General features: G+C 64.8%; 20 protein-coding genes. 11 read left to right on the plus strand and 9 right to left on the minus strand.

Annotation, left to right across the window (positions count from 1 at the left end):
* Nucleotides 1–13 precede the first annotated feature (13 nt).
* From sdhA to WN72_RS01695, 4 genes are all read right to left on the minus strand, one after another.
* The gene (sdhA, locus tag WN72_RS01680; protein WP_027561805.1) at nt 14–1,849 is read right to left on the minus strand and encodes a succinate dehydrogenase flavoprotein subunit; all 1,836 of its coding nucleotides are present in this window, start codon (nt 1,847–1,849) and stop codon (nt 14–16) included.
* 3 nt (nt 1,850–1,852) lie between these two features.
* Nucleotides 1,853–2,257: a succinate dehydrogenase, hydrophobic membrane anchor protein gene (sdhD, locus tag WN72_RS01685; RefSeq protein ID WP_027561806.1), complete on the minus strand. Its 405-nt coding sequence runs from the start codon at nt 2,255–2,257 to the stop codon at nt 1,853–1,855.
* Complete coding sequence (gene sdhC, locus WN72_RS01690) at nt 2,254–2,652, minus strand: succinate dehydrogenase, cytochrome b556 subunit (RefSeq protein ID WP_027561807.1); 399 nt, start codon at nt 2,650–2,652, stop codon at nt 2,254–2,256. Before sdhC ends, sdhD begins: the two co-directional genes overlap by 4 nt.
* Before the next feature lie 403 nt (nt 2,653–3,055).
* The gene (locus WN72_RS01695; RefSeq protein ID WP_167381009.1) at nt 3,056–3,961 is read right to left on the minus strand and encodes a LysR family transcriptional regulator; all 906 of its coding nucleotides are present in this window, start codon (nt 3,959–3,961) and stop codon (nt 3,056–3,058) included.
* A 106-nt stretch (nt 3,962–4,067) separates the two neighbouring features.
* On the opposite strand from WN72_RS01695, the gene WN72_RS01700 reads away from it, so the two are divergent.
* Together WN72_RS01700 and WN72_RS01705 are read left to right on the plus strand one after the other, a co-directional pair.
* Nucleotides 4,068–4,334: a hypothetical protein gene (locus WN72_RS01700; RefSeq protein WP_027561809.1), complete on the plus strand. Its 267-nt coding sequence runs from the start codon at nt 4,068–4,070 to the stop codon at nt 4,332–4,334.
* Complete coding sequence (locus tag WN72_RS01705) at nt 4,331–5,188, plus strand: sulfite exporter TauE/SafE family protein (protein WP_092217851.1); 858 nt, start codon at nt 4,331–4,333, stop codon at nt 5,186–5,188. The genes WN72_RS01700 and WN72_RS01705 overlap by 4 nt, the downstream gene beginning before the upstream one ends.
* A gap of 171 nt (nt 5,189–5,359) precedes the next feature.
* Here WN72_RS01705 and WN72_RS01710 read toward each other — a convergent pair whose 3' ends face one another.
* Nucleotides 5,360–6,889, minus strand: a complete 1,530-nt coding sequence (locus WN72_RS01710) for a malonate--CoA ligase (protein ID WP_092217850.1) — start codon at nt 6,887–6,889, stop codon at nt 5,360–5,362.
* A gap of 95 nt (nt 6,890–6,984) precedes the next feature.
* Between WN72_RS01710 and WN72_RS01715 the strand changes: the two genes are divergently transcribed.
* From WN72_RS01715 to WN72_RS01730, 4 genes are all read left to right on the plus strand, one after another.
* Complete coding sequence (locus WN72_RS01715; RefSeq protein WP_092217849.1) at nt 6,985–7,746, plus strand: SDR family oxidoreductase; 762 nt, start codon at nt 6,985–6,987, stop codon at nt 7,744–7,746.
* Between the two features lie 332 nt (nt 7,747–8,078).
* Nucleotides 8,079–8,633, plus strand: a complete 555-nt coding sequence (locus tag WN72_RS01720) for a fasciclin domain-containing protein (protein WP_092217848.1) — start codon at nt 8,079–8,081, stop codon at nt 8,631–8,633.
* Between the two features lie 184 nt (nt 8,634–8,817).
* Nucleotides 8,818–9,447, plus strand: a complete 630-nt coding sequence (locus WN72_RS01725) for a cytochrome b/b6 domain-containing protein (protein WP_092217847.1) — start codon at nt 8,818–8,820, stop codon at nt 9,445–9,447.
* A 14-nt stretch (nt 9,448–9,461) separates the two neighbouring features.
* Nucleotides 9,462–10,244 (plus strand): molybdopterin-binding protein, encoded by a 783-nt coding sequence (locus WN72_RS01730; RefSeq protein WP_092217846.1) that lies wholly within the window; start codon nt 9,462–9,464, stop codon nt 10,242–10,244.
* Nucleotides 10,245–10,310: 66 nt separating this feature from the next.
* On the opposite strand, the gene WN72_RS01735 is transcribed toward WN72_RS01730, so the two are convergent.
* On the minus strand, nt 10,311–11,513 hold the full coding sequence (locus WN72_RS01735) for a YbfB/YjiJ family MFS transporter (RefSeq protein WP_092217866.1): 1,203 nt from the start codon (nt 11,511–11,513) through the stop codon (nt 10,311–10,313).
* A gap of 240 nt (nt 11,514–11,753) precedes the next feature.
* Between WN72_RS01735 and leuB the strand changes: the two genes are divergently transcribed.
* Nucleotides 11,754–12,866 carry a 3-isopropylmalate dehydrogenase gene (gene leuB / locus WN72_RS01740; protein ID WP_027561817.1) on the plus strand — a complete coding sequence of 371 codons (1,113 nt, stop codon included), beginning with the start codon at nt 11,754–11,756 and terminating at the stop codon, nt 12,864–12,866.
* A gap of 130 nt (nt 12,867–12,996) precedes the next feature.
* Nucleotides 12,997–13,632 (plus strand): DapH/DapD/GlmU-related protein, encoded by a 636-nt coding sequence (locus WN72_RS01745; protein WP_092217845.1) that lies wholly within the window; start codon nt 12,997–12,999, stop codon nt 13,630–13,632.
* 187 nt (nt 13,633–13,819) lie between these two features.
* Here WN72_RS01745 and WN72_RS01750 read toward each other — a convergent pair whose 3' ends face one another.
* The gene (locus WN72_RS01750; protein ID WP_027561819.1) at nt 13,820–14,203 is read right to left on the minus strand and encodes a hypothetical protein; all 384 of its coding nucleotides are present in this window, start codon (nt 14,201–14,203) and stop codon (nt 13,820–13,822) included.
* A 156-nt stretch (nt 14,204–14,359) separates the two neighbouring features.
* Complete coding sequence (locus WN72_RS01755) at nt 14,360–15,160, minus strand: hypothetical protein (protein ID WP_027561820.1); 801 nt, start codon at nt 15,158–15,160, stop codon at nt 14,360–14,362.
* A gap of 116 nt (nt 15,161–15,276) precedes the next feature.
* Between WN72_RS01755 and WN72_RS01760 the strand changes: the two genes are divergently transcribed.
* A complete protein-coding gene (locus tag WN72_RS01760) occupies nt 15,277–16,311 on the plus strand; it encodes an aspartate-semialdehyde dehydrogenase (protein WP_092217844.1) in 1,035 nt (344 codons plus the stop codon).
* A 47-nt stretch (nt 16,312–16,358) separates the two neighbouring features.
* On the opposite strand, the gene WN72_RS01765 is transcribed toward WN72_RS01760, so the two are convergent.
* The gene (locus WN72_RS01765) at nt 16,359–17,000 is read right to left on the minus strand and encodes a carbonic anhydrase (protein WP_027561822.1); all 642 of its coding nucleotides are present in this window, start codon (nt 16,998–17,000) and stop codon (nt 16,359–16,361) included.
* A gap of 110 nt (nt 17,001–17,110) precedes the next feature.
* Between WN72_RS01765 and WN72_RS01770 the strand changes: the two genes are divergently transcribed.
* Both WN72_RS01770 and WN72_RS01775 read left to right on the plus strand, forming a co-directional pair.
* Nucleotides 17,111–17,992, plus strand: a complete 882-nt coding sequence (locus tag WN72_RS01770; protein ID WP_027561823.1) for an HpcH/HpaI aldolase/citrate lyase family protein — start codon at nt 17,111–17,113, stop codon at nt 17,990–17,992.
* A 229-nt stretch (nt 17,993–18,221) separates the two neighbouring features.
* Entirely contained in the window at nt 18,222–18,974 is a 753-nt protein-coding gene (locus tag WN72_RS01775; protein ID WP_027561824.1) for a hypothetical protein, read from the plus strand.

Consider the following 18,974-nt stretch of genomic DNA (forward strand, 5'->3'; position numbering starts at 1 on the left):
GACAAGCAGCAAATCAATACACGCGCGCCTTCGGCGGGATGTACTGCACGTCGTTGGTCATGGTGTAGTCGTGAACGGGGCGGTACTCGATCTTGACCTTGCCGGAATCGTCGAGCCAGGCCAGCGTGTGCTTCATCCAGTTCTTGTCGTCGCGCGCGGAGAAGTCCTCGCGGGCATGCGCGCCGCGGCTCTCGGTGCGGTTGGCGGCGGAGTCCATCGTCACCACCGCCTGCGAGATCAGATTGTCGAACTCGAGCGTCTCGACGAGGTCCGAATTCCACACCAGCGAGCGGTCGGACACGGCGATGTCGGTGATGCCGCTGTGGACCTTCTCGATCAGGTTCTGGCCTTCGCTCAGCACGTCGCCGGTGCGGAACACCGCGCAATTGTTCTGCATCACGTGCTGCATGCCTTCGCGCAGCTTTGCAGTCGGCGTGCCGCCGGAGGCGTAGCGGTAGTGGTCGAGGCGGCCGAGCGCGAGCTCGGCGGAGTTCGCCGGCAGCTCCGGCTGCTTGGCATTGGGCGTGAGCTTCTCGGCGAGCCGCAGCGCGGCGGCGCGGCCGAACACCACGAGGTCGATCAGCGAGTTGGAGCCGAGGCGGTTGGCGCCGTGCACGGAGACGCAGGCCGCTTCGCCGATCGCCATCAGGCCGGGGATGATGGCGTTGTCGTCGCCGTCCTTCTTGGTCAGGACTTCGCCGTGATAATTGGTGGGGATGCCGCCCATGTTGTAGTGCACGGTCGGCACGATCGGGATCGGCTCGCGCGTCACGTCGACATTGGCGAAGATCTTTGCGGATTCGGAGATGCCCGGCAGGCGCTCGGCGAGCACCGCGGGATCGAGATGGTCGAGATGAAGGAAAATGTGGTCCTTCTTCTTGCCGACGCCGCGGCCTTCGCGGATCTCAATGGTCATCGCGCGCGAGACGACGTCGCGCGAGGCGAGGTCCTTCGCGGACGGCGCGTAGCGCTCCATGAAGCGCTCGCCTTCGGAGTTGACGAGATAGCCGCCTTCGCCGCGCGCGCCCTCGGTGACGAGACAGCCCGAGCCGTAGATGCCGGTCGGGTGGAACTGCACGAACTCCATGTCCTGCATCGGCAGGCCGGCGCGCAGCACCATGCCGCCGCCGTCACCGGTGCAGGTGTGCGCCGAGGTGCAGGAGGCGTAGGCGCGGCCGTAGCCGCCGGTCGCGAGGATCACGGTCTGGGCGCGGAAGCGGTGCAGCGTGCCGTCGTCGAGCTTGAGCGCGATGACGCCGCGGCAGGTGCCCTGATCGTCCATGATCAGGTCGATGGCGAAGAACTCGATGAAGAACTCGGCCGCGTGGCGCAGCGACTGGCCATACATCGTGTGCAGCATGGCGTGGCCGGTGCGGTCGGCGGCGGCGCAGGTGCGCTGCGCCTGGCTCTTGCCGAACTCGGTGGTCATGCCGCCGAACGGGCGCTGGTAGATCTTGCCGTCCTCGGTGCGCGAAAACGGCACGCCCCAATGCTCGAGCTCGTAGACCGCGTCGGGCGCGTTGCGCACCATGTATTCGATCGCGTCCTGGTCGCCGAGCCAGTCCGACCCCTTCACGGTGTCGTACATGTGCCAGCGCCAGTCGTCCTTGTGCATGTTGCCGAGCGAAGCGGAGATGCCGCCCTGCGCCGCGACAGTGTGCGAGCGGGTCGGGAAAACCTTGGTGATGCAGGCGGTGCGCAGACCGGCTTCGCTGCAGCCGACCACGGCGCGCAGGCCCGCGCCGCCGGCGCCGACCACGACGACGTCGTAGGTGTGATCTTCGATCGGATAGGCTTTGCCGTTGGTGGCGGGAGCGCCGTTGCCCTTGCCATTCGTCTCGTTGGCCATGGGTTACACTCCGGATGACAGTTGGAGAATCGCGTAGATCGAGGCGAGCGCGACCGCGATCGAGAAGAAATTGTTGAGCATGATCGCGGTGAGCTTCAGCTTCTCGTTATGGACGTAGTCCTCGATCACGACCTGCATGCCGATCTTCATGTGCCAGGCGCTGGCGATGATGAAGAGCACCATGATGATGGCGACCGGCAGCGAGCCGAGGATCTGCTTGGCGCCGGCCTGGTTGCGGCCGAGCAGCATCATGATGATCACCAGCACCGGGATCATCAGCAGCGTCATCGCCACCGCCGTGAGGCGCTGGCGCCAGAAGTCGGATGTGCCCGAATGCGCCGCGCCGAGATTGCGGACGCGGCCGAGCGGGGTACGCATGCTGCGCTTCGGCGTATCGGTCGCGCTCATCGTCCACCTCCGATCGCATAGGCGATGATCCAGATCAGCACCGTCAGGGCGATGCCGCCGATCGCTGCGCCCCAGGTCAGGGCCTCGCGCTCATTGGCCTTGAAGCCATAGCCGAGGTCCCAGACGAAGTGCCGGATACCGCTGAGCATATGGTGCATCAGCGCCCAAGTGTAACCGAACACGATCAGCCGGCCGATGATGCTGCCGGTAAAGGCCTGGACATGGGCATAGGCAGCGGGGCCGGAGGCCGCTGCGATCAGCCACCAGGCCAGCAGCAGGGTTCCGACATAGAGGGCAATACCGGTGGCGCGGTGGACGATGGACAGGGCCATCGTCAGCGTCCAGCGGTAGACTTGCATGTGTGGTGAAAGCGGTCGTTCGATCCGTGCGGTCATGGGCTTTGATGTTTTATGGCGGCCCAACAGGGCGCGCGCGGGGATCGCGAAGGGTCGGCTCTATTTACGGAGTCGGTTTCGCCTGCGCAATCACCAAATCGCCATAAATCGAACGCCGGTTCAGCCCTAGAGCCTTGATGAAACAAGGCCAATCAGCGGCTTGGTATACCAGAGCCTCGGTCCGCCAGCGAAGAAAAGAATCCTGATTCATCGATTTCGAAAGCGCCGAGGCGCGTTGAAATTGCTATTGGAACACCTCTAAACGGACCATGCCGTCCAAACCGGACTGAGATCGGCCAAAGGCGTCGCCAGCCTCATTCACCGGGGCGCCGACCGCCCTCCTCACCATCCGATTTGATCCGGTCCGGATATGCGCACCCTGCATTCCACCCCGCCGCGGAGATCACCGGCAGAGGGGATCGCTTCTGCGCCACCGCTCGACCAGGAAATCGATGAAGGCGCGAATCTTCGTCGAGCCCAGTCGCGACGGTTGATATAGCGCGTTCAGCGGCGCCGGCGCAGGCTCGTGCTCGCGCAGCAGACGTCGCAGGCGTCCTTCCACCAGCTGTTTCTCCACCTGCCATGACGGCACGCGGACGATGCCTGCTCCGTTCTCTGCGGCGACGGCGAGCGCATCGAGACTATTGACCCAGAGCCGTCCCGAGATGCGGATCCGCGCTCCGCTGTTCGCCTCGCGGCCGAACCGCCAGGTTGCAGCGCCCGGCGCATCCGAAAACACCAGGCAATCATGCTGCGCCAGGTCGGCAGGCGTATGCGGTTCGCCGCGGCGTGCGAGGTAATCGGGCGAAGCGCAGTGAATCATCTGCACCTCCGCGAGCTTTCGCATCACCAGCTGCGAATCGGGCATGCGCCCGACGCGAAGCGCCAGGTGAACGTCCTCCTCGATCAGATCGACATTGCGATCGACCAGCAGCAAGTCCACTGAGAGCGATGGATAGGCGCGCAGGAAATCGCCGAGAAGCGGTGCGATCAGCAGGCGCCCCATCAATGCCGGCGCGCTCACGCGCAGTCGTCCCGACGGCTCGCGGCGATTGCCGGCCAGCCTCTCTTCGATCTCCTTGAGCTCGCCGAGGATCGATTTGGCGCGCTCGTAGAGCATGCGTCCATCTTCCGTGAGCGCGAGTTGTCGCGTCGTCCGCACCAGCAGGCGCGTGCCGAAATGCCGCTCGAGCGCAGAAATCTGGCGGCTCACCGAAGTCAGCGAGCTCGGCACCGATCGCGCCGCCGCTGACAGACTGCCGTGGTCCACGGCCCGCACGAAGGTCGCCAACGCCGCCAGTTGGTCCATGGTCATCCTTCCGTAATTCGCAAGGGAGCATGCCGGCTGGCAGAGATAGCGCTGAAAAACGGAAGGGTCTACGTTGCACTACCTCCAAGCAAGTCCAGGACCTACCATGCCCACCCATGTCAGCCTGACGTCCATCCCCCACCCGCGCACCGCGCGCGGCCTCAATGACGTCCTGCCGGGTGAACTGCTTCCGCTGCTTGCCTTCTCGCTGGCCGGCGTCGCCATCGACGGCCTTGCCGCGTTTGAGGCCTATAGTCGGCAAGGCCCGGGTTTCGCAGGTTTGCTTCTGGTCCTCTCCGCGCCCGTCCTCGCCGCAGCCGCAGCCTTCTGCGTCGCGCATCCGCGAGAGCTGCCGACGGATCGCCGCCGATGAGCGGCCTGGAGGTTTCTGACGTCGTCGAGCTCGCGCTACTGCTGATCGCAACCGGCGCGCTCTCGGGATTTCTGGCCGGTGTGTTCGGTATCGGCGGCGGCGCGATTCTCGTGCCGGTGTTCTACGAATGCTTCCGCATCGCCGGCGTGCCGCTGGAGGTGCGCATGCCGCTCTGCATCGGCACCTCGCTCGCGGTGATCATTCCAACCTCGATCCGCTCGTTCCAGGCGCATTACAAGCGCGGCGCAGTCGACATGTCGATCCTGCGCGTCTGGTGGCTTCCGATCGTGATCGGCGTTGTCTCCGGCAGCGTGATCGCGCGCTACGCGCCGGAAAAACTGTTCAAGATCGTGTTCGTCTGCGTCGCCTGGTCCGCGGCCGCGCGTCTCATCTTCGCGCGCGAAGGCTGGAAGTTCGGCGACGATCTGCCGAAGGGGCCGCTGATGCGCGTCTACGGCCTCTGCGTCGGCATCCTCTCGACGCTGATGGGCATCGGCGGCGGCCTGTTCTCGAACCTGCTGATGACCTTCTATGGCCGCCCGATCCACCAGGCCGTCGCGACCTCCTCGGCGCTCGCGGTGCTGATCTCGATCCCCGGCGCGCTGGGCTACATCTACGCCGGCTGGCCTGCGGCGGCGACCTATCCGGCCGTCGCAGCACTGCAAATCCCCTTCGCGCTCGGCTACGTCTCGCTGATCGGCGCCGTGCTGGTGATGCCGATGAGCCTCGTCACCGCGCCGCTCGGCGTGAAGGCCGCGCATGCGATGTCGAAGCGGACGCTGGAGGCCGCGTTCGGGTGTTACCTGTTTGTCGTCGGAAGCAGGTTTGTGATGAGCCTGGTGGGCGGGCAGTAGACGCCACGCACTCCGTCATTGCGAGCGCGGCAATCCAGACGGCCAATTCCTCATCCTGAGGAGCGCGGAACGCGCGTCTCGAAGGATGAAGGCCCGGGCGGTGGCCTCGCCCTTTCGAGACGCGCGTTCCGCGCTCCTCAGGATGAGGGTCTAGAAGGGTGTCAAGGCCCCTCACTTCTTCGCGTAGATATCCTTGTACGTATCCCGCAGCACGTTCTTCTGCACCTTGCCCATCGTATTGCGCGGCAGCTCGTCGACGACGAAGACGCGCTTGGGCATCTTGAACTTTGCAAGGCGCCCGTCGAGTGCCTTCAGCACGGCGGCTTCGGTGACATCGGCGCCCTTGTTGCAGACCAGCACGGCGGTGACCCCTTCGCCGAAATCGGCATGCGGCACGCCGATCACGGCGGACTCGATCACGCCCGGCATGGCGTCGATCTCGCTCTCGATCTCCTTGGGGTAGACGTTGAAGCCGCCGGAGATGACGAGATCCTTGCCGCGGCCGAGAATGTGGATGTAGCCCTTGTCGTCGATCTTGCCGAGGTCGCCGGTGATGAAGAAGCCGTCGGGCCGGAACTCCGACTTGGTCTTCTCCGGCATGCGCCAATAGCCCTTGAACACGTTCGGACCCTTCACCTCGATCATGCCGATCTCCTCGCGCGGCAGCTCCTTGCCGGTCTCCGGCTCGGTCACGCGCACGGAGACGCCGGGCAGCGGAAAACCGACCGCGCCGGGCACGCGCTCGCCGTCATACGGGTTCGACGTGTTCATGTTGGTCTCGGTCATGCCGTAGCGCTCGAGCACAGCATGACCGGTGCGCGCCGACCATTCGCGATGGGTCTCGGCCAGCAGCGGCGCCGAGCCCGAGATGAACAGGCGCATGTGCCTGGTGGTCTCGCGCGACAGCGCGGGGTTCTGAAGCAGCCGCGTATAGAAGGTCGGCACGCCCATCAGCACCGTGGCCCGCGCCATCAGCTTGATGATGAGGTCCGGATCGAGCTTCGGCAGGAAGATCATCGACGCCCGGGCGAACAGCGTCACGTTGGTCGCCACGAACAGGCCGTGCGTATGATAGATCGGCAGCGCGTGGATCAGCACGTCCCTGTCGGTGAAGCGCCAGTAGCCGACGAGCGAGAGCGAGTTCGACGCGAGATTGTCGTGCGTCAGCATCGCGCCCTTGGAGCGGCCGGTAGTGCCCGAGGTGTAGAGGATCGCGGCGAGATCGTCGCCGGCCCGCGTCACCGTCGCAAATTCGCTGCTGGCCTTGTCGGCGGCGTCCGTCAGCGAGCCCTTGCCGTCGGGCCCCAGCGTCTCGACCCTGGCCTTCACCTTGGCGGCGATCGGGGCAAGGCCCTCGGCCTTGGAGGGATCGCAGACCACCAGCGACGGCTCGGCATCGCCGATGAAGTAATCGAGCTCGTTCAGCGTATAGGCGGTGTTGAGCGGCAGATAGACCGCACCGGCCCGGACAGTGCCGAGATACAGCACGATATTGGCGACGGACTTTTCCACCTGCACCGCGACGCGGTCGCCGGGCTTTACGCCGCGCGCGGCCAGCACGTTCGCCATCTGCCCGGCCCGCGCGATCAGATCGCCATAGCTGATATGGCCACCGTCCTGCGTCTCGATCGCGAGGCGTTTGGGGTCGTCGAGGCCGTCGAACAGGCGGGAAAACAGATTGGCGTTTGCTGCTTGGTTCATGCAAGATTTCCTCGACCGCAAGACTGACAAGGCCGGTCAAAACCGAGGGCTGGATTAGCAAAAACCGCCCCAATGAAGCAACGGAGACAGTTTGCATGACCAAAAACGGGAAACGCGTGGCCTGGGTCACGGGCGGCGGCAGCGGGATCGGGGAGGCCGGCGCCGAGGCGCTGGCGGCCGACGGCTGGATCGTCGTGGTTTCGGGCCGCCGCAAAGACGCCCTGGATACCGTGGTTGCGAAGATCACCAAGGCCGGCGGCACGGCCGAGGCCATCGCGCTGGACGTGGCCAACGCGGACCAGGCCCAGAAGGCGGCCGATCAGATCGTCGCGAAGCATGGCCGGATCGATCTGCTCGTCAACAATGCCGGCATCAATGTTCCCAAGCGCAGCTGGAAGGACATGGAACTGGAGGGCTGGGACAAGCTGGTCCAGGTCAATCTCAACGGCGTGCTCTATTGCATGCGGGCTGTGCTGCCGACGATGCGCAAGCAGCAGGACGGCTCGATCATCAACGTCTCGTCCTGGGCCGGCCGTCATGTCTCGAGGATGCCGGGCCCGGCCTACACCACGACGAAACATGCGGTGCTGGCGCTGACTCATTCCTTCAACATGGACGAGTGCGTCAACGGCCTGCGCGCCTGCTGTCTGATGCCGGGCGAGGTGGCGACCCCGATCCTGAAGCTGCGCCCGGTGGTGCCGAGCGAGGAGGAGCAGGCCAAGATGCTGCAGTCCGAGGATCTCGGCCGCACCATCGCGTTCATCGCCTCGATGCCGCCGCGCGTTTGCATCAACGAGCTGCTGATCAGCCCGACGCATAATCGCGGGTTCATCCAGACGCCGCAGAGCAGGGATTGAGGCGGGCACACTGCCGCAACGGGCACACTGCCGTAGGGTGGGCAAAGGCGCGAAGCGCCGTGCCCACCATCTCCCTCCATTTGCGTTTGGTGGGCACGCTGCGCTTTGCCCACCCTACGGCACCGTCCGGTTGGCGCGGCGCTCGCACACGAACACGCGCCCACATAGTTTCACGTATCACAAAGAAGTTTTTCCCGAAACCGCTGCGCAAACCCTCCCGTAGTTCGGCCAACGACGGTGCTGCTGCTTCACGCAAAAAAGGTCGCAGCCACCGTTGTTGCCCCAACTCAACGCCGGCCATCGCCGGTCACCATTCAATCGGGAGACTTTCCATGTCGAAGCGTATTGCCTATCTCGCTGCCGCCGCCTTCAGCGCCCTCGCGATCACCGCGACCGTCGTCGCGCCTGTTCGTGCCGAGGAGAAGACCGTCATGGTCGGCGGTGCCGCGATGTTCCCGTCCAAGAACATCGTCCAGAACGCGGTCAATTCGAAGGACCACACCACGCTGGTTGCGGCCGTGAAGGCGGCCGGTCTGGTGCAGACGCTGGAAAGCAAGGGCCCGTTCACGGTGTTCGCGCCGACCAACGCCGCCTTCGGCAAGCTGCCGGCTGGCACCGTCGATAATCTGGTCAAGCCCGAGAACAAGGCGACGCTGACCAAGATCCTCACCTACCACGTCGTGCCCGGCAAGCTCGAAGCCTCCGACCTCGTCGACGGCAAGAAGCTGAAGACCGCCGAAGGCGAGGAGCTGACGGTGAAGAAGATGGACGGCAAGACCTGGATCGTCGATGCCAAGGGCGGCACCTCGATGGTGACGATCTCCAACGTCAACCAGTCCAACGGCGTCATCCATGTGGTCGACACCGTGCTGATGCCGGCGACGTAACCCCGCGCAGCCCGGTTTCATCCCCCAAACCGGATGCGACGAAAACGGCGAGCCGGGGGCACCCGGCTCGCTTTATTGTGACCGGCATAGCCTGACGGTATCGATTCGATGCCGGACAGGGCGTAACGAAAGCCGACGCAGCGGCGTATATTCAGTGTCAGACGACGTTCAGGACGGAACCATCATGTCGAGCCTCACAGTCTCAGGCGAGCAGGTCAGCGCCACCCCGGCCAAAGTGATCCAGCCGGCCTGGGTCCGCGTCATGCACTGGATCAATGCGCTGGCCATGATCCTGATGATCCTGTCGGGCTGGCAGATCTACAACGCTTCGCCGCTGTTCGGCTTCAGCTTCCCGCGCGAATACACGCTCGGTGGTTGGCTCGGCGGCGGCCTGCTCTGGCATTTTGCCGCGATGTGGCTCTTGATGATCAACGGCCTTGCTTATCTCATCACCGGCTTTGCCACCGGCCGCTTCCGGAAAAAACTGCTGCCGATCACGCCGTCCGGCGTGCTCCACGACGTCAGGGCCGCGCTGACCTTCAAGCTCGGCCATGACGACCTCGCCGTCTACAACTACGTCCAGCGCCTGCTCTATGCCGGCATCATCGTGGTCGGCGTGCTGATCGTGCTGTCCGGCCTCGGCATGTGGAAGCCGGTGCAGCTCTATTACCTGGTGATGCTGTTCGGCGATTATCCGACCGCGCGCTATGTCCACTTCATCTGCATGGCCGCGATCTGCGCCTTCCTCGTCATTCACGTCCTGCTCGCGCTGCTGGTGCCGAAGAGCCTGCGCGCGATGATCATTGGCCGCTGATTAGGAGAATTATCATGGCCAAGCGTTCATTCCTGATCCCCGGCGTCGACAAGCGGCTGCTGATCAAGGACTCCATCAAGGCGATGCCGGATTTTACCCGTCGCCGCTTCATCGCTGGCGGCGCCAGCCTGGGGGCGCTGACGCTGCTCACCGGCTGTGACGTGGTGGACTCGTCTTCGGCCGAGACCATGCTGGCGAAGGTTTCGAAGTTCAACGACGCCGTGCAGGCCTTCATCTTCAATCCCGACGCGCTGGCGCCGACTTTCCCCGAGAGCGCGATTACGAAGCCGTTCCCGTTCAACGCCTATTACGATCTCGATGACGCCCCCGATATCGATGGCGCCGACTGGAAGCTCGAGGTTCGCGGTCTCGTCGACAACAAGAAGTCCTGGACGCTGGAGGAGCTCTACAAGCTCCCGCAGGTCAACCAGATCACCCGCCACATCTGCGTCGAGGGCTGGAGCGCGATCGGCAGCTGGACCGGCACGCCCTTGCGCGATTTCCTGAAACTGATCGGCGCCGACACGCGCGCGAAATATGTCTGGTTCCAGTGCGCCGACAAGGACGGCTACAACTCGCCGCTCGACATGCGCAGCGCGTTGCATCCGCAGACCCAGATGACGTTCAAATACGCGAACGAGATTTTGCCGCGCGCCTATGGTTTTCCGATGAAGATCCGCGTGCCGACGAAGCTCGGCTTCAAGAATCCGAAATACGTGGTCTCGATGGAAGTCACCAACGAATACAAGGGCGGCTACTGGGAAGACCAGGGGTATAATTCGTTTAGTGGGAGCTGAGGCAGCGAGTAGCGAATGGGGAGTGGCGAGTCGTAAACGCGCTCGCGGCTCACAATTCGCCACTCGCTACTCGCCATTCGCCGCTTTCGGCCCCACCTTGCGCTGGCACAGCGCCGCCACCGCTCCCAAGGCCAGCAGTGCCGCCGACACATTGAGCGCGTAGCTCAAGCTCCCCAGCGCATCCGTGATCGCACCCACGACGATCGGGCCGAGCGTCTGGCCCACGCCGAACGAGATCGTCATCGCCGCGATCGCGGTCGGCCACACCTGCGGCGGATAGTTGAAGCGGACGAAGGCGGTGGTCGAGCCAACCACGGCGAAGAAGGCGACGCCGAACACCACCGCTGAAATCGCAAGCCATGTCGGGGAATGCCCGAGCATCGGCAAGCCGGCGCCGATCGCATTGGTGCCGAGGATGATGGCGGTGGCAAGCCCGCCGCGATCGAGCGCGAGCACGCCGCGCCAGGCCCAGGGCGTGACGAACGCCGACAGGCCGATCAGGCCCCAGAACGCGGCTTGCGCCGCCGCTCCGCCGCCGCCGTCGCGGACATAGGCGATCATGAAGGTCATGTAGGCGATGTAGCCGGCACCGAACAGGAAATACGCGGCGAGATAGATCAGCACGGGCAGAATCGCGAAGGCGGCGTGGCTGCCTTCGGAGAAGCGCGCGCCGGTTTCGATGCGGGTCAGGAACAGCGGCACGGTCATCGCCGCCGAGAGCAGCGTCAGCGCCCACCATACGATCCACCACGAGCCCGGCCCGAAATATTGCAGCGTGAACGGGGCGATCAGCCCCGAGGAGAGGATGCCGATGCCGGGCCCGGCATAGAACAGGCTGAGCAGGAAATTGGCCCGCTCCGGGTGCGACTGCGCGATGGTCGCGGCGAGCGCGCCGCCAGCGACGAAGCCGGCCGCGGCGCCGAGGCCCAGCACGAGGCGGGCGAGGCTCAGCGCGACGAAATTGCCCGTCAGCGCGCAGGTCGCGAGTGCGGCGACGCAGGCGAGGGTCCCGCCGCGGATCGCTGCCGCCCAGCCGACCCGCTGGATCAGCCGCGACGCGGCCAGCGCGCCCACGAGGTAGCCGACGGCGTTGATGGTGTTCATGAAACCGGCCGCCGAGTAGGACCAGCCAAGGTCCTCGCGCATGTCGGGCAGCACCAGCGCATAGGCAAAGCGGCCGATGCCGAGCCCGACCGTCGCCGCCAGCGACAGGGTCAGGATCAGTCGCGCGGGGTGCGTGTCGGGTCGGGGGCGGTCAGGCGCGTGCAAGGGGTTCTCCGGCATCTGGCACTGTGGCAGGCCCGGTGCGCCTTGCACAGCCGCGGTGCGGCAATGGTGTCTTGCCAAGCGCGCAACGCCGCTCTAGCACTCCGGCCGACCTGTCATTCCGGGGCGCGCCATTTGGCGCGAGCCCGGAATCCATAACCACGATCGGGAGGATGGATTCCGGGCCCGCGCCTAAGAGGGCGCGTCCCGGAATGACAAGAGAGGATCGAGAAGGAAACGACCATGGCGACCCACAAATTGCTGCTGCTCCCCGGCGACGGTATCGGCCCCGAGGTGATGGGCGAGGTGAAGCGGCTGATCGATTGGCTCAATTCGGCCGGGATCGCCAAGTTCGAGACCGACACCGGCCTCGTCGGCGGCTCGGCCTATGACGCCCACAAGGTGTCGATCTCCGAGGGCGACATGGCCAAGGCGCTGGCCGCCGATGCCATCATCTTCGGCGCGGTCGGCGGCCCCAAGTGGGACGCGGTTCCCTACGAGGTGCGTCCCGAAGCCGGCCTGCTCCGCCTTCGCAAGGACCTCGCTTTGTTCGCCAACCTGCGCCCGGCGGTGTGCTATCCGGCGCTGGCCGATGCCTCCAGCCTGAAGCGCGAGGCGGTCGAAGGGCTCGACATCGTCATCGTGCGCGAGCTCACCGGCGGCGTCTATTTCGGCGAGCCCAAGACCATCACCGATCTCGGCAACGGCCAGAAGCGCGCCGTCGATACCCAGGTCTACGACACCTATGAGATCGAGCGCATTGGCCGCGTCGCCTTCGAGCTTGCCAGGAAGCGCAAGAACAAGGTGACGTCGATGGAGAAGCGCAACGTCATGAAGTCGGGCGTGCTCTGGAACGAGGTCATGACCCAGGTCCACAAGCGCGAATATCCTGACGTCACGCTCGAGCACCAGCTCGCCGATTCCGGCGGCATGATGCTGGTGAAGGCGCCGAAGCAGTTCGACGTCATCGTCACCGACAATCTGTTCGGCGACATGCTGTCCGACATCGCGGCGATGCTGACCGGCTCGCTCGGCATGCTGCCCTCGGCCTCGCTCGGCGAGGTCGACGTCAAGAGCAAGAAGCGCAAGGCGCTGTACGAGCCGGTGCACGGTTCGGCCCCCGACATCGCCGGCAAGGGCCTCGCGAATCCCATCGCGATGATCTCGTCCTTTGGCATGGCGCTGCGCTATTCCTTCGACATGGGCGAGCTCGCCGACAAGGTCGACGCCGCGATCGCCGCGGTGCTGGCCAGTGGCCTGCGCACCGCCGACATCAAGTCGGAAGGCACCACGGCGGCCTCGACCACGCAGATGGGCGAAGCGATTTTGAAGGAATTGCAGAAGCTGCACGCGTAAGGCGGGCACCGCACTCGTAGGGTGGGCAAAGCGAAGCGTGCCCACCAATCGATTGCGATTAGAGAGAGATGGTGGGCACGGCGCTTTGCGCCTTTGCCCGCCCTACGGCACCTGCTCCCGGAGTTACCTCATGGATGCACCCCGCCCCAAGATCGCGGAAACAATCATCCATGAAACCGTGCGCCAGCGCGAGGCGCAGATCGGGCGGCGCTGCGAGATCCTCGCCAATACGCGCATCGAATATGCCTCGCTCGGCGACTACTCCTATCTCGGCGAGAATTGCGAGGTTGCCGACGCCGCGATCGGAAAATTCACCGCCATCGCCAATTCGGTGCGGATCGGTGCGCCCAATCATCCGATGGGCCGGCCGTCCCAGCATCGCTTCACCTATGTCCCCGAATATTACGAGGCGGGCGCGACGCGTGACCGCGACTTCTTCGCGGACCGCCGCGGCGACCGGGTGATCGTCGGCAATGATGTCTGGATCGGTCACGCCGCCATCCTGCTGCCAGGTGTCACGGTCGGCGACGGCGCGGTGATCGCCGCAGGCGCGGTCGTCAGCCGCGATGTCGCGCCCTACACGATCGTCGGCGGCGTTCCCGCGCGCCCCATCCGCAAGCGTTTTTCCGATTCCGTCGCGGAGAGCCTGCGCCGCATCGCATGGTGGGATTGGCCGGATGAGCTGATCTTCGAGCGTCTCGGCGATTTCCGCTCCGAGGCGATCGAGGAATTTTGTAGGCGGTACGATCCGGCAGCGAACGCGTGAGGCGCACGCATCTCACCCAAGCAACAGGAATCGTAGGGTGGGCAAAGCGAAGCGTGCCCACGCATTTTTGCGACCGGAGAGAGGTCGTGGGCACGGCGCAAGAGCGCCTTTGCCCACCCTACGGCACCTCGCAAAAGCAAAAAGGCCGGGCGTGAGCCCGGCCTTTTGATTCGGTCCTGACGTCCGCTCAGTACAGCGGGAAATTCCGCGGATAGCCGCCGACATCGGCCGGCGTCGAGAGCGGCTGGCGATCGATCGGACGGTTGTTGTTCTCGCGTGCGAAGGTCGGATAGCCGATCTCCGGCGGGAAGGCGTAGTCGCTGAACTTGCGGTCGCCCGGATTGACCTCGGTGCCGCCGTCGAGCCAGGAGCGCTTGCTCACATAGATGCGGGTGCGGCCCTGCTGATAGACCGCGTTGGGGCCGCTCGGGCCGTAAACCGGGCGGCCGCGCTCGTCATAGCGCTTGGTCTTGGTGTCGGCCGCAGCCGGCGTCGCGAAGGCCGCGGCAATGACGGCGCCTGCCGCTAGCCAGGTCGCCAATTTGGTTGCCGCAGAGAATTTCGAGCTCATCACGTCCCCTTCAGGCGGCAGGCCGCCAGTCGATTTCGCCCCATACTAGCCCGGCCGGGGTGGCTGCAACTAGGTCTATTGGGTCACACCAGCGGTGAATAATCGTGCGGGCCGGCAAAAGTTGCATCAATACCAGCCACTTGGACTTGATGCCGATCAGAGCGCCCCGCGCAATTGCGCGTTGGCCGCGCCCAGCAGCCAGTCGGAGGCAGCAGCGCCATCGCAGGCGCGGCGCTTCAGCTCGGCATGGGCGAAGAATTCCGCCAGCTTCGGCTCGTTGCCCGAAGCCAGCAGCGTCAGCCGGTTCAGCAGGCAGGCGACCGCCGCGCGCCGGGCGGGCAGCGTGTCGCCCTGGCAGGAGAAGCCGGAGATCTGCAGCGCCGGCTCCTCGTTGCGCTTGAGGTAGCCGAGGCAGGACGGCGCCGCCTTGTCCGTGCCGACCGGCCGGAACAGAGCCACGGGGCCGAATTTGGTGTCGATCAGGCCGGCCTGCTCGAGCGGGGTCGTCGAGCCCAGGCCCAGCTGGGCGGCCAGATTGGCCGCTAGATCCGCCGTCGCCGGACGGGTCACGTCGAATTCGCCGCCTTCCCGGTAGATCTCGAGCTCGGCCACAGGCTTGTCCGCCTCGCCGGCCCAGCGCATCACGTCCCTGCGGCCGCCCTCGGGATGCCTGAAGATGGTGTAAGAGGCTGTTTTTTCTGATGAATCCAGCCGGCTGACGGCGAAGGCCGGATGCGAGCGGTCGGCCACGCTCCAGCCGGACCTTGCGGCCGGCTCATCGTCCCGCATGTCAGGCAGCTGGTTGAGGGCCGCCAGCGCCAGGATGGCAAACAGGGCGAGCGCCCCCACATAGGCAAACAGGCGCGCGAGCGTGCCGACCACCTCGTCGGCGAAGGCTGCAAGCGCCAGATAGAGCTGGGTAGGAGTTTCGGCCGTCCTGGCCTCAGGCGATTGCATCCACGGCCTTCAGGCATGGTCCAACGTTGTCTTGGGGCCGGTTCTCGCATAGAAGCGCTGCTCTTCCTGGTTAAGCGTCAGCTTCGGGAACGGGCTTTTTCATCGGAGAGTGAACGATGGGTTACAAAGTCGCAGTCGTCGGCGCGACCGGCAATGTCGGACGGGAAATGCTCAACATCCTCGATGAGCGCAAATTCCCCGCGGACGAGGTCGTGGCCCTGGCGTCGCGCCGCAGTGTCGGCGTCGAGGTCTCCTATGGCGATCGTACCCTGAAGGTCAAAGCGCTCGAGCATTACGATTTCTCCGACGTCGACATCTGCCTGATGTCGGCGGGCGGCTCGGTGTCGAAGGAATGGTCGCCGCAGATCGGCGCCGCCGGCGCGGTCGTGATCGACAATTCCTCGGCCTGGCGCATGGATCCGGACGTGCCGCTGATCGTGCCCGAGGTGAACGCGGCCGCGACCGAAGGCTTCAAGAAGAAGAACATCATCGCCAACCCGAACTGCTCGACCGCGCAGCTCGTGGTCGCGCTCAAGCCGCTGCACGACAAGGCGACGATCAAGCGCGTCGTGGTCTCGACCTATCAATCGGTGTCGGGCGCCGGCAAGGACGCGATGGACGAATTGTTCTCGCAGACCAAGGCCGTCTACACCAATGACGAGCTGGTCGCGAAGAAATTCCCCAAGCGCATCGCCTTCAACGTCATCCCCCACATCGACGTCTTCATGGAGGATGGCTACACCAAGGAAGAGTGGAAGATGATGGCGGAGACCAAGAAGATTCTTGATCCCAAGATCAAGCTCTCGGCGACCTGCGTGCGCGTGCCCGTGTTCGTCGGCCACTCCGAAGCCGTCAACATCGAGTTCGAGAATCCGATCACCGCGGACGAAGCGCGCGAGATCCTGCGCAAGGCGCCCGGCTGTCTCGTCATCGACAAGCAGGAGCCCGGCGGCTACGCCACGCCGTACGAGGCGGCCGGCGAGGACGCGACCTATATCAGCCGCATCCGCGAGGACGCGACGGTGGAGAACGGTCTGGCGCTCTGGTGCGTGTCGGACAATTTGCGCAAGGGCGCAGCCCTCAACGCGATCCAGATCGCGGAAGTCTTGATCAACCGCAAGCTGATCAGCGCGAAGAAGAAGGCGGCGTAGCTGGCGAATGGTGAGTGGCGAATAGCGAATAGGCTATTCGCCATCCCCTATTCGCCATTCGCCCTCTTGAATTCCTTGCTCGCCTTGTCCAGCACGAACAGGGTCCCCTCCGCGACGCCGAAATAGGCACCGTGGGTCTGCATCTGGCCGCCCTCGACGGCCTTCTGCACGAACGGGAACGTCATCAGGTTCTCCAGGCTGCGGAACACCGCGGCCTTCTCGATGCGCTCGACGAACTGCGCCATGCTCTCGTGGTCGCGCTGCTCCACCACTTCGCCCGGCTTGATGAACATCTGCATCCATTTGCCGATGAAGTCGCCGGGCGTGAGCGGCTCGATCTTGTCGACGAAGGCGCGGATGCCGCCGCATTGCGCGTGGCCGAGCACCACGATGTGCTTCACCTTGAGCACCGTCACCGCATATTCCAGCGCCGCCGAGACGCCATGCGCGTTGCCGTCGGGCTGGTACACCGGCACCAGATTGGCGATGTTGCGGACCACGAACAATTCGCCGGGGCCGACGTCGAAGATCACCTCGGGCGAGACGCGGCTGTCGCAGCAGCCGATCACCATCACTTCCGGGAACTGCCCCTTCACCGACAGCTCGCGGTAGCGGCTCTGCTCGGTCGGCAGCCGCTGGGTGGCGAAGGCCTTGTAGCCTTCCAGCAAATGCTTCGGGAATGTGATCATGACCTATGCCTAACCATAGAGCCGGGGAACGAACAAGCCTTTCGAATAGGCAGGCCAAGTGCTATCGGCTTCGACCAGAATAGACACGAGGAAACCGGAAGGAACGTAGCATGACCCGCCCGCGCCGCAGCCATCTGTTCATGCCCGGCTCCAACCCCCGTGCGCTGGAGAAGGCGCGTAATCTCGCCGCCGACGGCCTGATCCTCGATCTCGAAGATTCCGTCGCGCCCGACGCCAAGGCGGTGGCGCGCGACGGCATTGCCGCCGCGATCGCGGCCAAGGAGTTCGGCAAGCGCGAGATTTTGATCCGGACCAACGGCCTCGACACGCCCTGGTGGGCCGACGACGTCGCGATGGCTGCCAAGGCCTCGCCGGACGGCATCCTGGTTCCAAAGGTCTCCAGCGTCGAGGATCTCGACACGATCGGCCGCAAGCTGGCCGAGCTTGGCGCCGCGCCCACCGTCAAGGTCTGGGCCATGATCGAGACCGCGCGCGCGGTGCTGCATGCCGAGGAACTCGCCGCGGCCGGGCGCGATCCGAACACGCGGCTGTCAGGATTCGTGTTCGGGCCGAACGACATCTCGCGCGAGACGCGCATCCGCATGCTGCCGGGCCGCGCCGCGATGATTCCGATGATCACGCACTGCATCCTGGCGACGCGGGCTCATGGCCTCGAGATCCTCGACGGCCCCTACAGCGACATCGCCAATTCCGACGGTTTTGCCACCGAATGCGCGCAGGGCCGCGATCTCGGCTTCGACGGCAAGACGCTGATTCATCCCTCGCAGATCGAAGCCTGCAACGTGATCTTCACGCCGCCCGAGGAGGAAGTCGCGCGTGCGCGAAAGATCATCGCGGCGTTCGAGCTGCCGGAGAACGTGTCGCGCGGCGCGATCCGCCTCGACGGCGCGATGGTCGAGCGCCTGCATGCCGACATGGCCCGCCGCACGATCGAGATCGCGGACGCGATCGCTGCGATGAGCAAGGGCTGAGATTGCCCGAGCACGCGCTTCGTCGTGCGCGGCGGAGCAGGGGAATTTTCGGCCAGGAACTCAGCTAATCCCTTGATTTGTCTGATGCTGCGGCGCCGAGATGCTTTTTGATCACGACCGCGCGAATATCCGCCGCGATTGCCGCCGTTGACTTGCGTCAGGTCCACGTCGCAGGCTAACTCCAGCAACAGTTGAACATATTTGGCCCAACCTTGGACGAGGTGTCCCCATGACGGCGCTTGCGGAAGTCGCGGCTCCTGCCAACCTGGTTGACGAACTAACCGCGCACGCGGTGCGCAGCATCGAGGCCGCCGATCATTCCGCGGCTCCGTTTCCGCACATCGTCTTCCGCGATTTCTTTCCCGCCGACTTCTACCGTGACCTGATCCGGAGCGTGCCCACGCAGGGCTACGATCCGATCACCGGGACCGGGACGCGCATGGCGCTGCGCCTCTACGGCGAGAACGTCGACAAGATCGAGCCGTCGCTGCGGCCGGCATGGGCCGCGGTGTCGGCCATGCTGACGTCAGAGAGCATCGAGCAGGCGATCCGGAAGCGGCTGCATGACGGGCTGGAGATTCGTGCCAAGGGCGACAAGGTAGCCAGAGCCGAGGATCTGACGTTGGTGGCAAAGCCGGTCGTGTACGTGGACAGGGACGGCTATCAGATCAAGCCGCATCCGGACACGCGCAAGAAGGTCGTGACGATGCAGCTCTATTGTCCGGCCGACGCCAGCCAGGAAGCCTTGGGGACGACGCTCTACCAGGCCTCGCTCAAGGGACTGTTTCACGTCGGCTCGTATTGCCTCGAGCCGGTGAAGACGATCCCGTTCCTGCCCAATGTCGGCTACGCCTTCGTGGTCCTGAAGGCCTATCACACCCTGACCAGGATGAGCTGGCACGGCCGCCCGCCGATCCAGACCGATCGCGACCGCGTCACCATCCTCAACACGTTCTATGTGAACGAGAAGGTCGGCTTCTGA

The organism is Bradyrhizobium arachidis (genome assembly GCF_015291705.1).
Taxonomy (GTDB): domain Bacteria; phylum Pseudomonadota; class Alphaproteobacteria; order Rhizobiales; family Xanthobacteraceae; genus Bradyrhizobium; species Bradyrhizobium arachidis.

Excerpts from the sequence above, each read along its gene's own strand:
- sdhA (WP_027561805.1), bottom strand. The coding sequence starts at position 1,849 with ATGGCCAACGAGACGAATGGCAAGGGCAACGGCGCTCCCGCCACCAAC.
- sdhD (WP_027561806.1), bottom strand. The coding sequence starts at position 2,257 with ATGAGCGCGACCGATACGCCGAAGCGCAGCATGCGTACCCCGCTCGGC.
- sdhC (WP_027561807.1), bottom strand. The coding sequence starts at position 2,652 with ATGACCGCACGGATCGAACGACCGCTTTCACCACACATGCAAGTCTAC.
- WN72_RS01695 (WP_167381009.1), bottom strand. The coding sequence starts at position 3,961 with ATGGACCAACTGGCGGCGTTGGCGACCTTCGTGCGGGCCGTGGACCAC.
- WN72_RS01700 (WP_027561809.1), top strand. The coding sequence starts at position 4,068 with ATGCCCACCCATGTCAGCCTGACGTCCATCCCCCACCCGCGCACCGCG.
- WN72_RS01705 (WP_092217851.1), top strand. The coding sequence starts at position 4,331 with ATGAGCGGCCTGGAGGTTTCTGACGTCGTCGAGCTCGCGCTACTGCTG.
- WN72_RS01710 (WP_092217850.1), bottom strand. The coding sequence starts at position 6,889 with ATGAACCAAGCAGCAAACGCCAATCTGTTTTCCCGCCTGTTCGACGGC.
- WN72_RS01715 (WP_092217849.1), top strand. The coding sequence starts at position 6,985 with ATGACCAAAAACGGGAAACGCGTGGCCTGGGTCACGGGCGGCGGCAGC.
- WN72_RS01720 (WP_092217848.1), top strand. The coding sequence starts at position 8,079 with ATGTCGAAGCGTATTGCCTATCTCGCTGCCGCCGCCTTCAGCGCCCTC.
- WN72_RS01725 (WP_092217847.1), top strand. The coding sequence starts at position 8,818 with ATGTCGAGCCTCACAGTCTCAGGCGAGCAGGTCAGCGCCACCCCGGCC.
- WN72_RS01730 (WP_092217846.1), top strand. The coding sequence starts at position 9,462 with ATGGCCAAGCGTTCATTCCTGATCCCCGGCGTCGACAAGCGGCTGCTG.
- leuB (WP_027561817.1), top strand. The coding sequence starts at position 11,754 with ATGGCGACCCACAAATTGCTGCTGCTCCCCGGCGACGGTATCGGCCCC.
- WN72_RS01745 (WP_092217845.1), top strand. The coding sequence starts at position 12,997 with ATGGATGCACCCCGCCCCAAGATCGCGGAAACAATCATCCATGAAACC.
- WN72_RS01750 (WP_027561819.1), bottom strand. The coding sequence starts at position 14,203 with ATGAGCTCGAAATTCTCTGCGGCAACCAAATTGGCGACCTGGCTAGCG.
- WN72_RS01755 (WP_027561820.1), bottom strand. The coding sequence starts at position 15,160 with ATGCAATCGCCTGAGGCCAGGACGGCCGAAACTCCTACCCAGCTCTAT.
- WN72_RS01760 (WP_092217844.1), top strand. The coding sequence starts at position 15,277 with ATGGGTTACAAAGTCGCAGTCGTCGGCGCGACCGGCAATGTCGGACGG.
- WN72_RS01765 (WP_027561822.1), bottom strand. The coding sequence starts at position 17,000 with ATGATCACATTCCCGAAGCATTTGCTGGAAGGCTACAAGGCCTTCGCC.
- WN72_RS01770 (WP_027561823.1), top strand. The coding sequence starts at position 17,111 with ATGACCCGCCCGCGCCGCAGCCATCTGTTCATGCCCGGCTCCAACCCC.
- WN72_RS01775 (WP_027561824.1), top strand. The coding sequence starts at position 18,222 with ATGACGGCGCTTGCGGAAGTCGCGGCTCCTGCCAACCTGGTTGACGAA.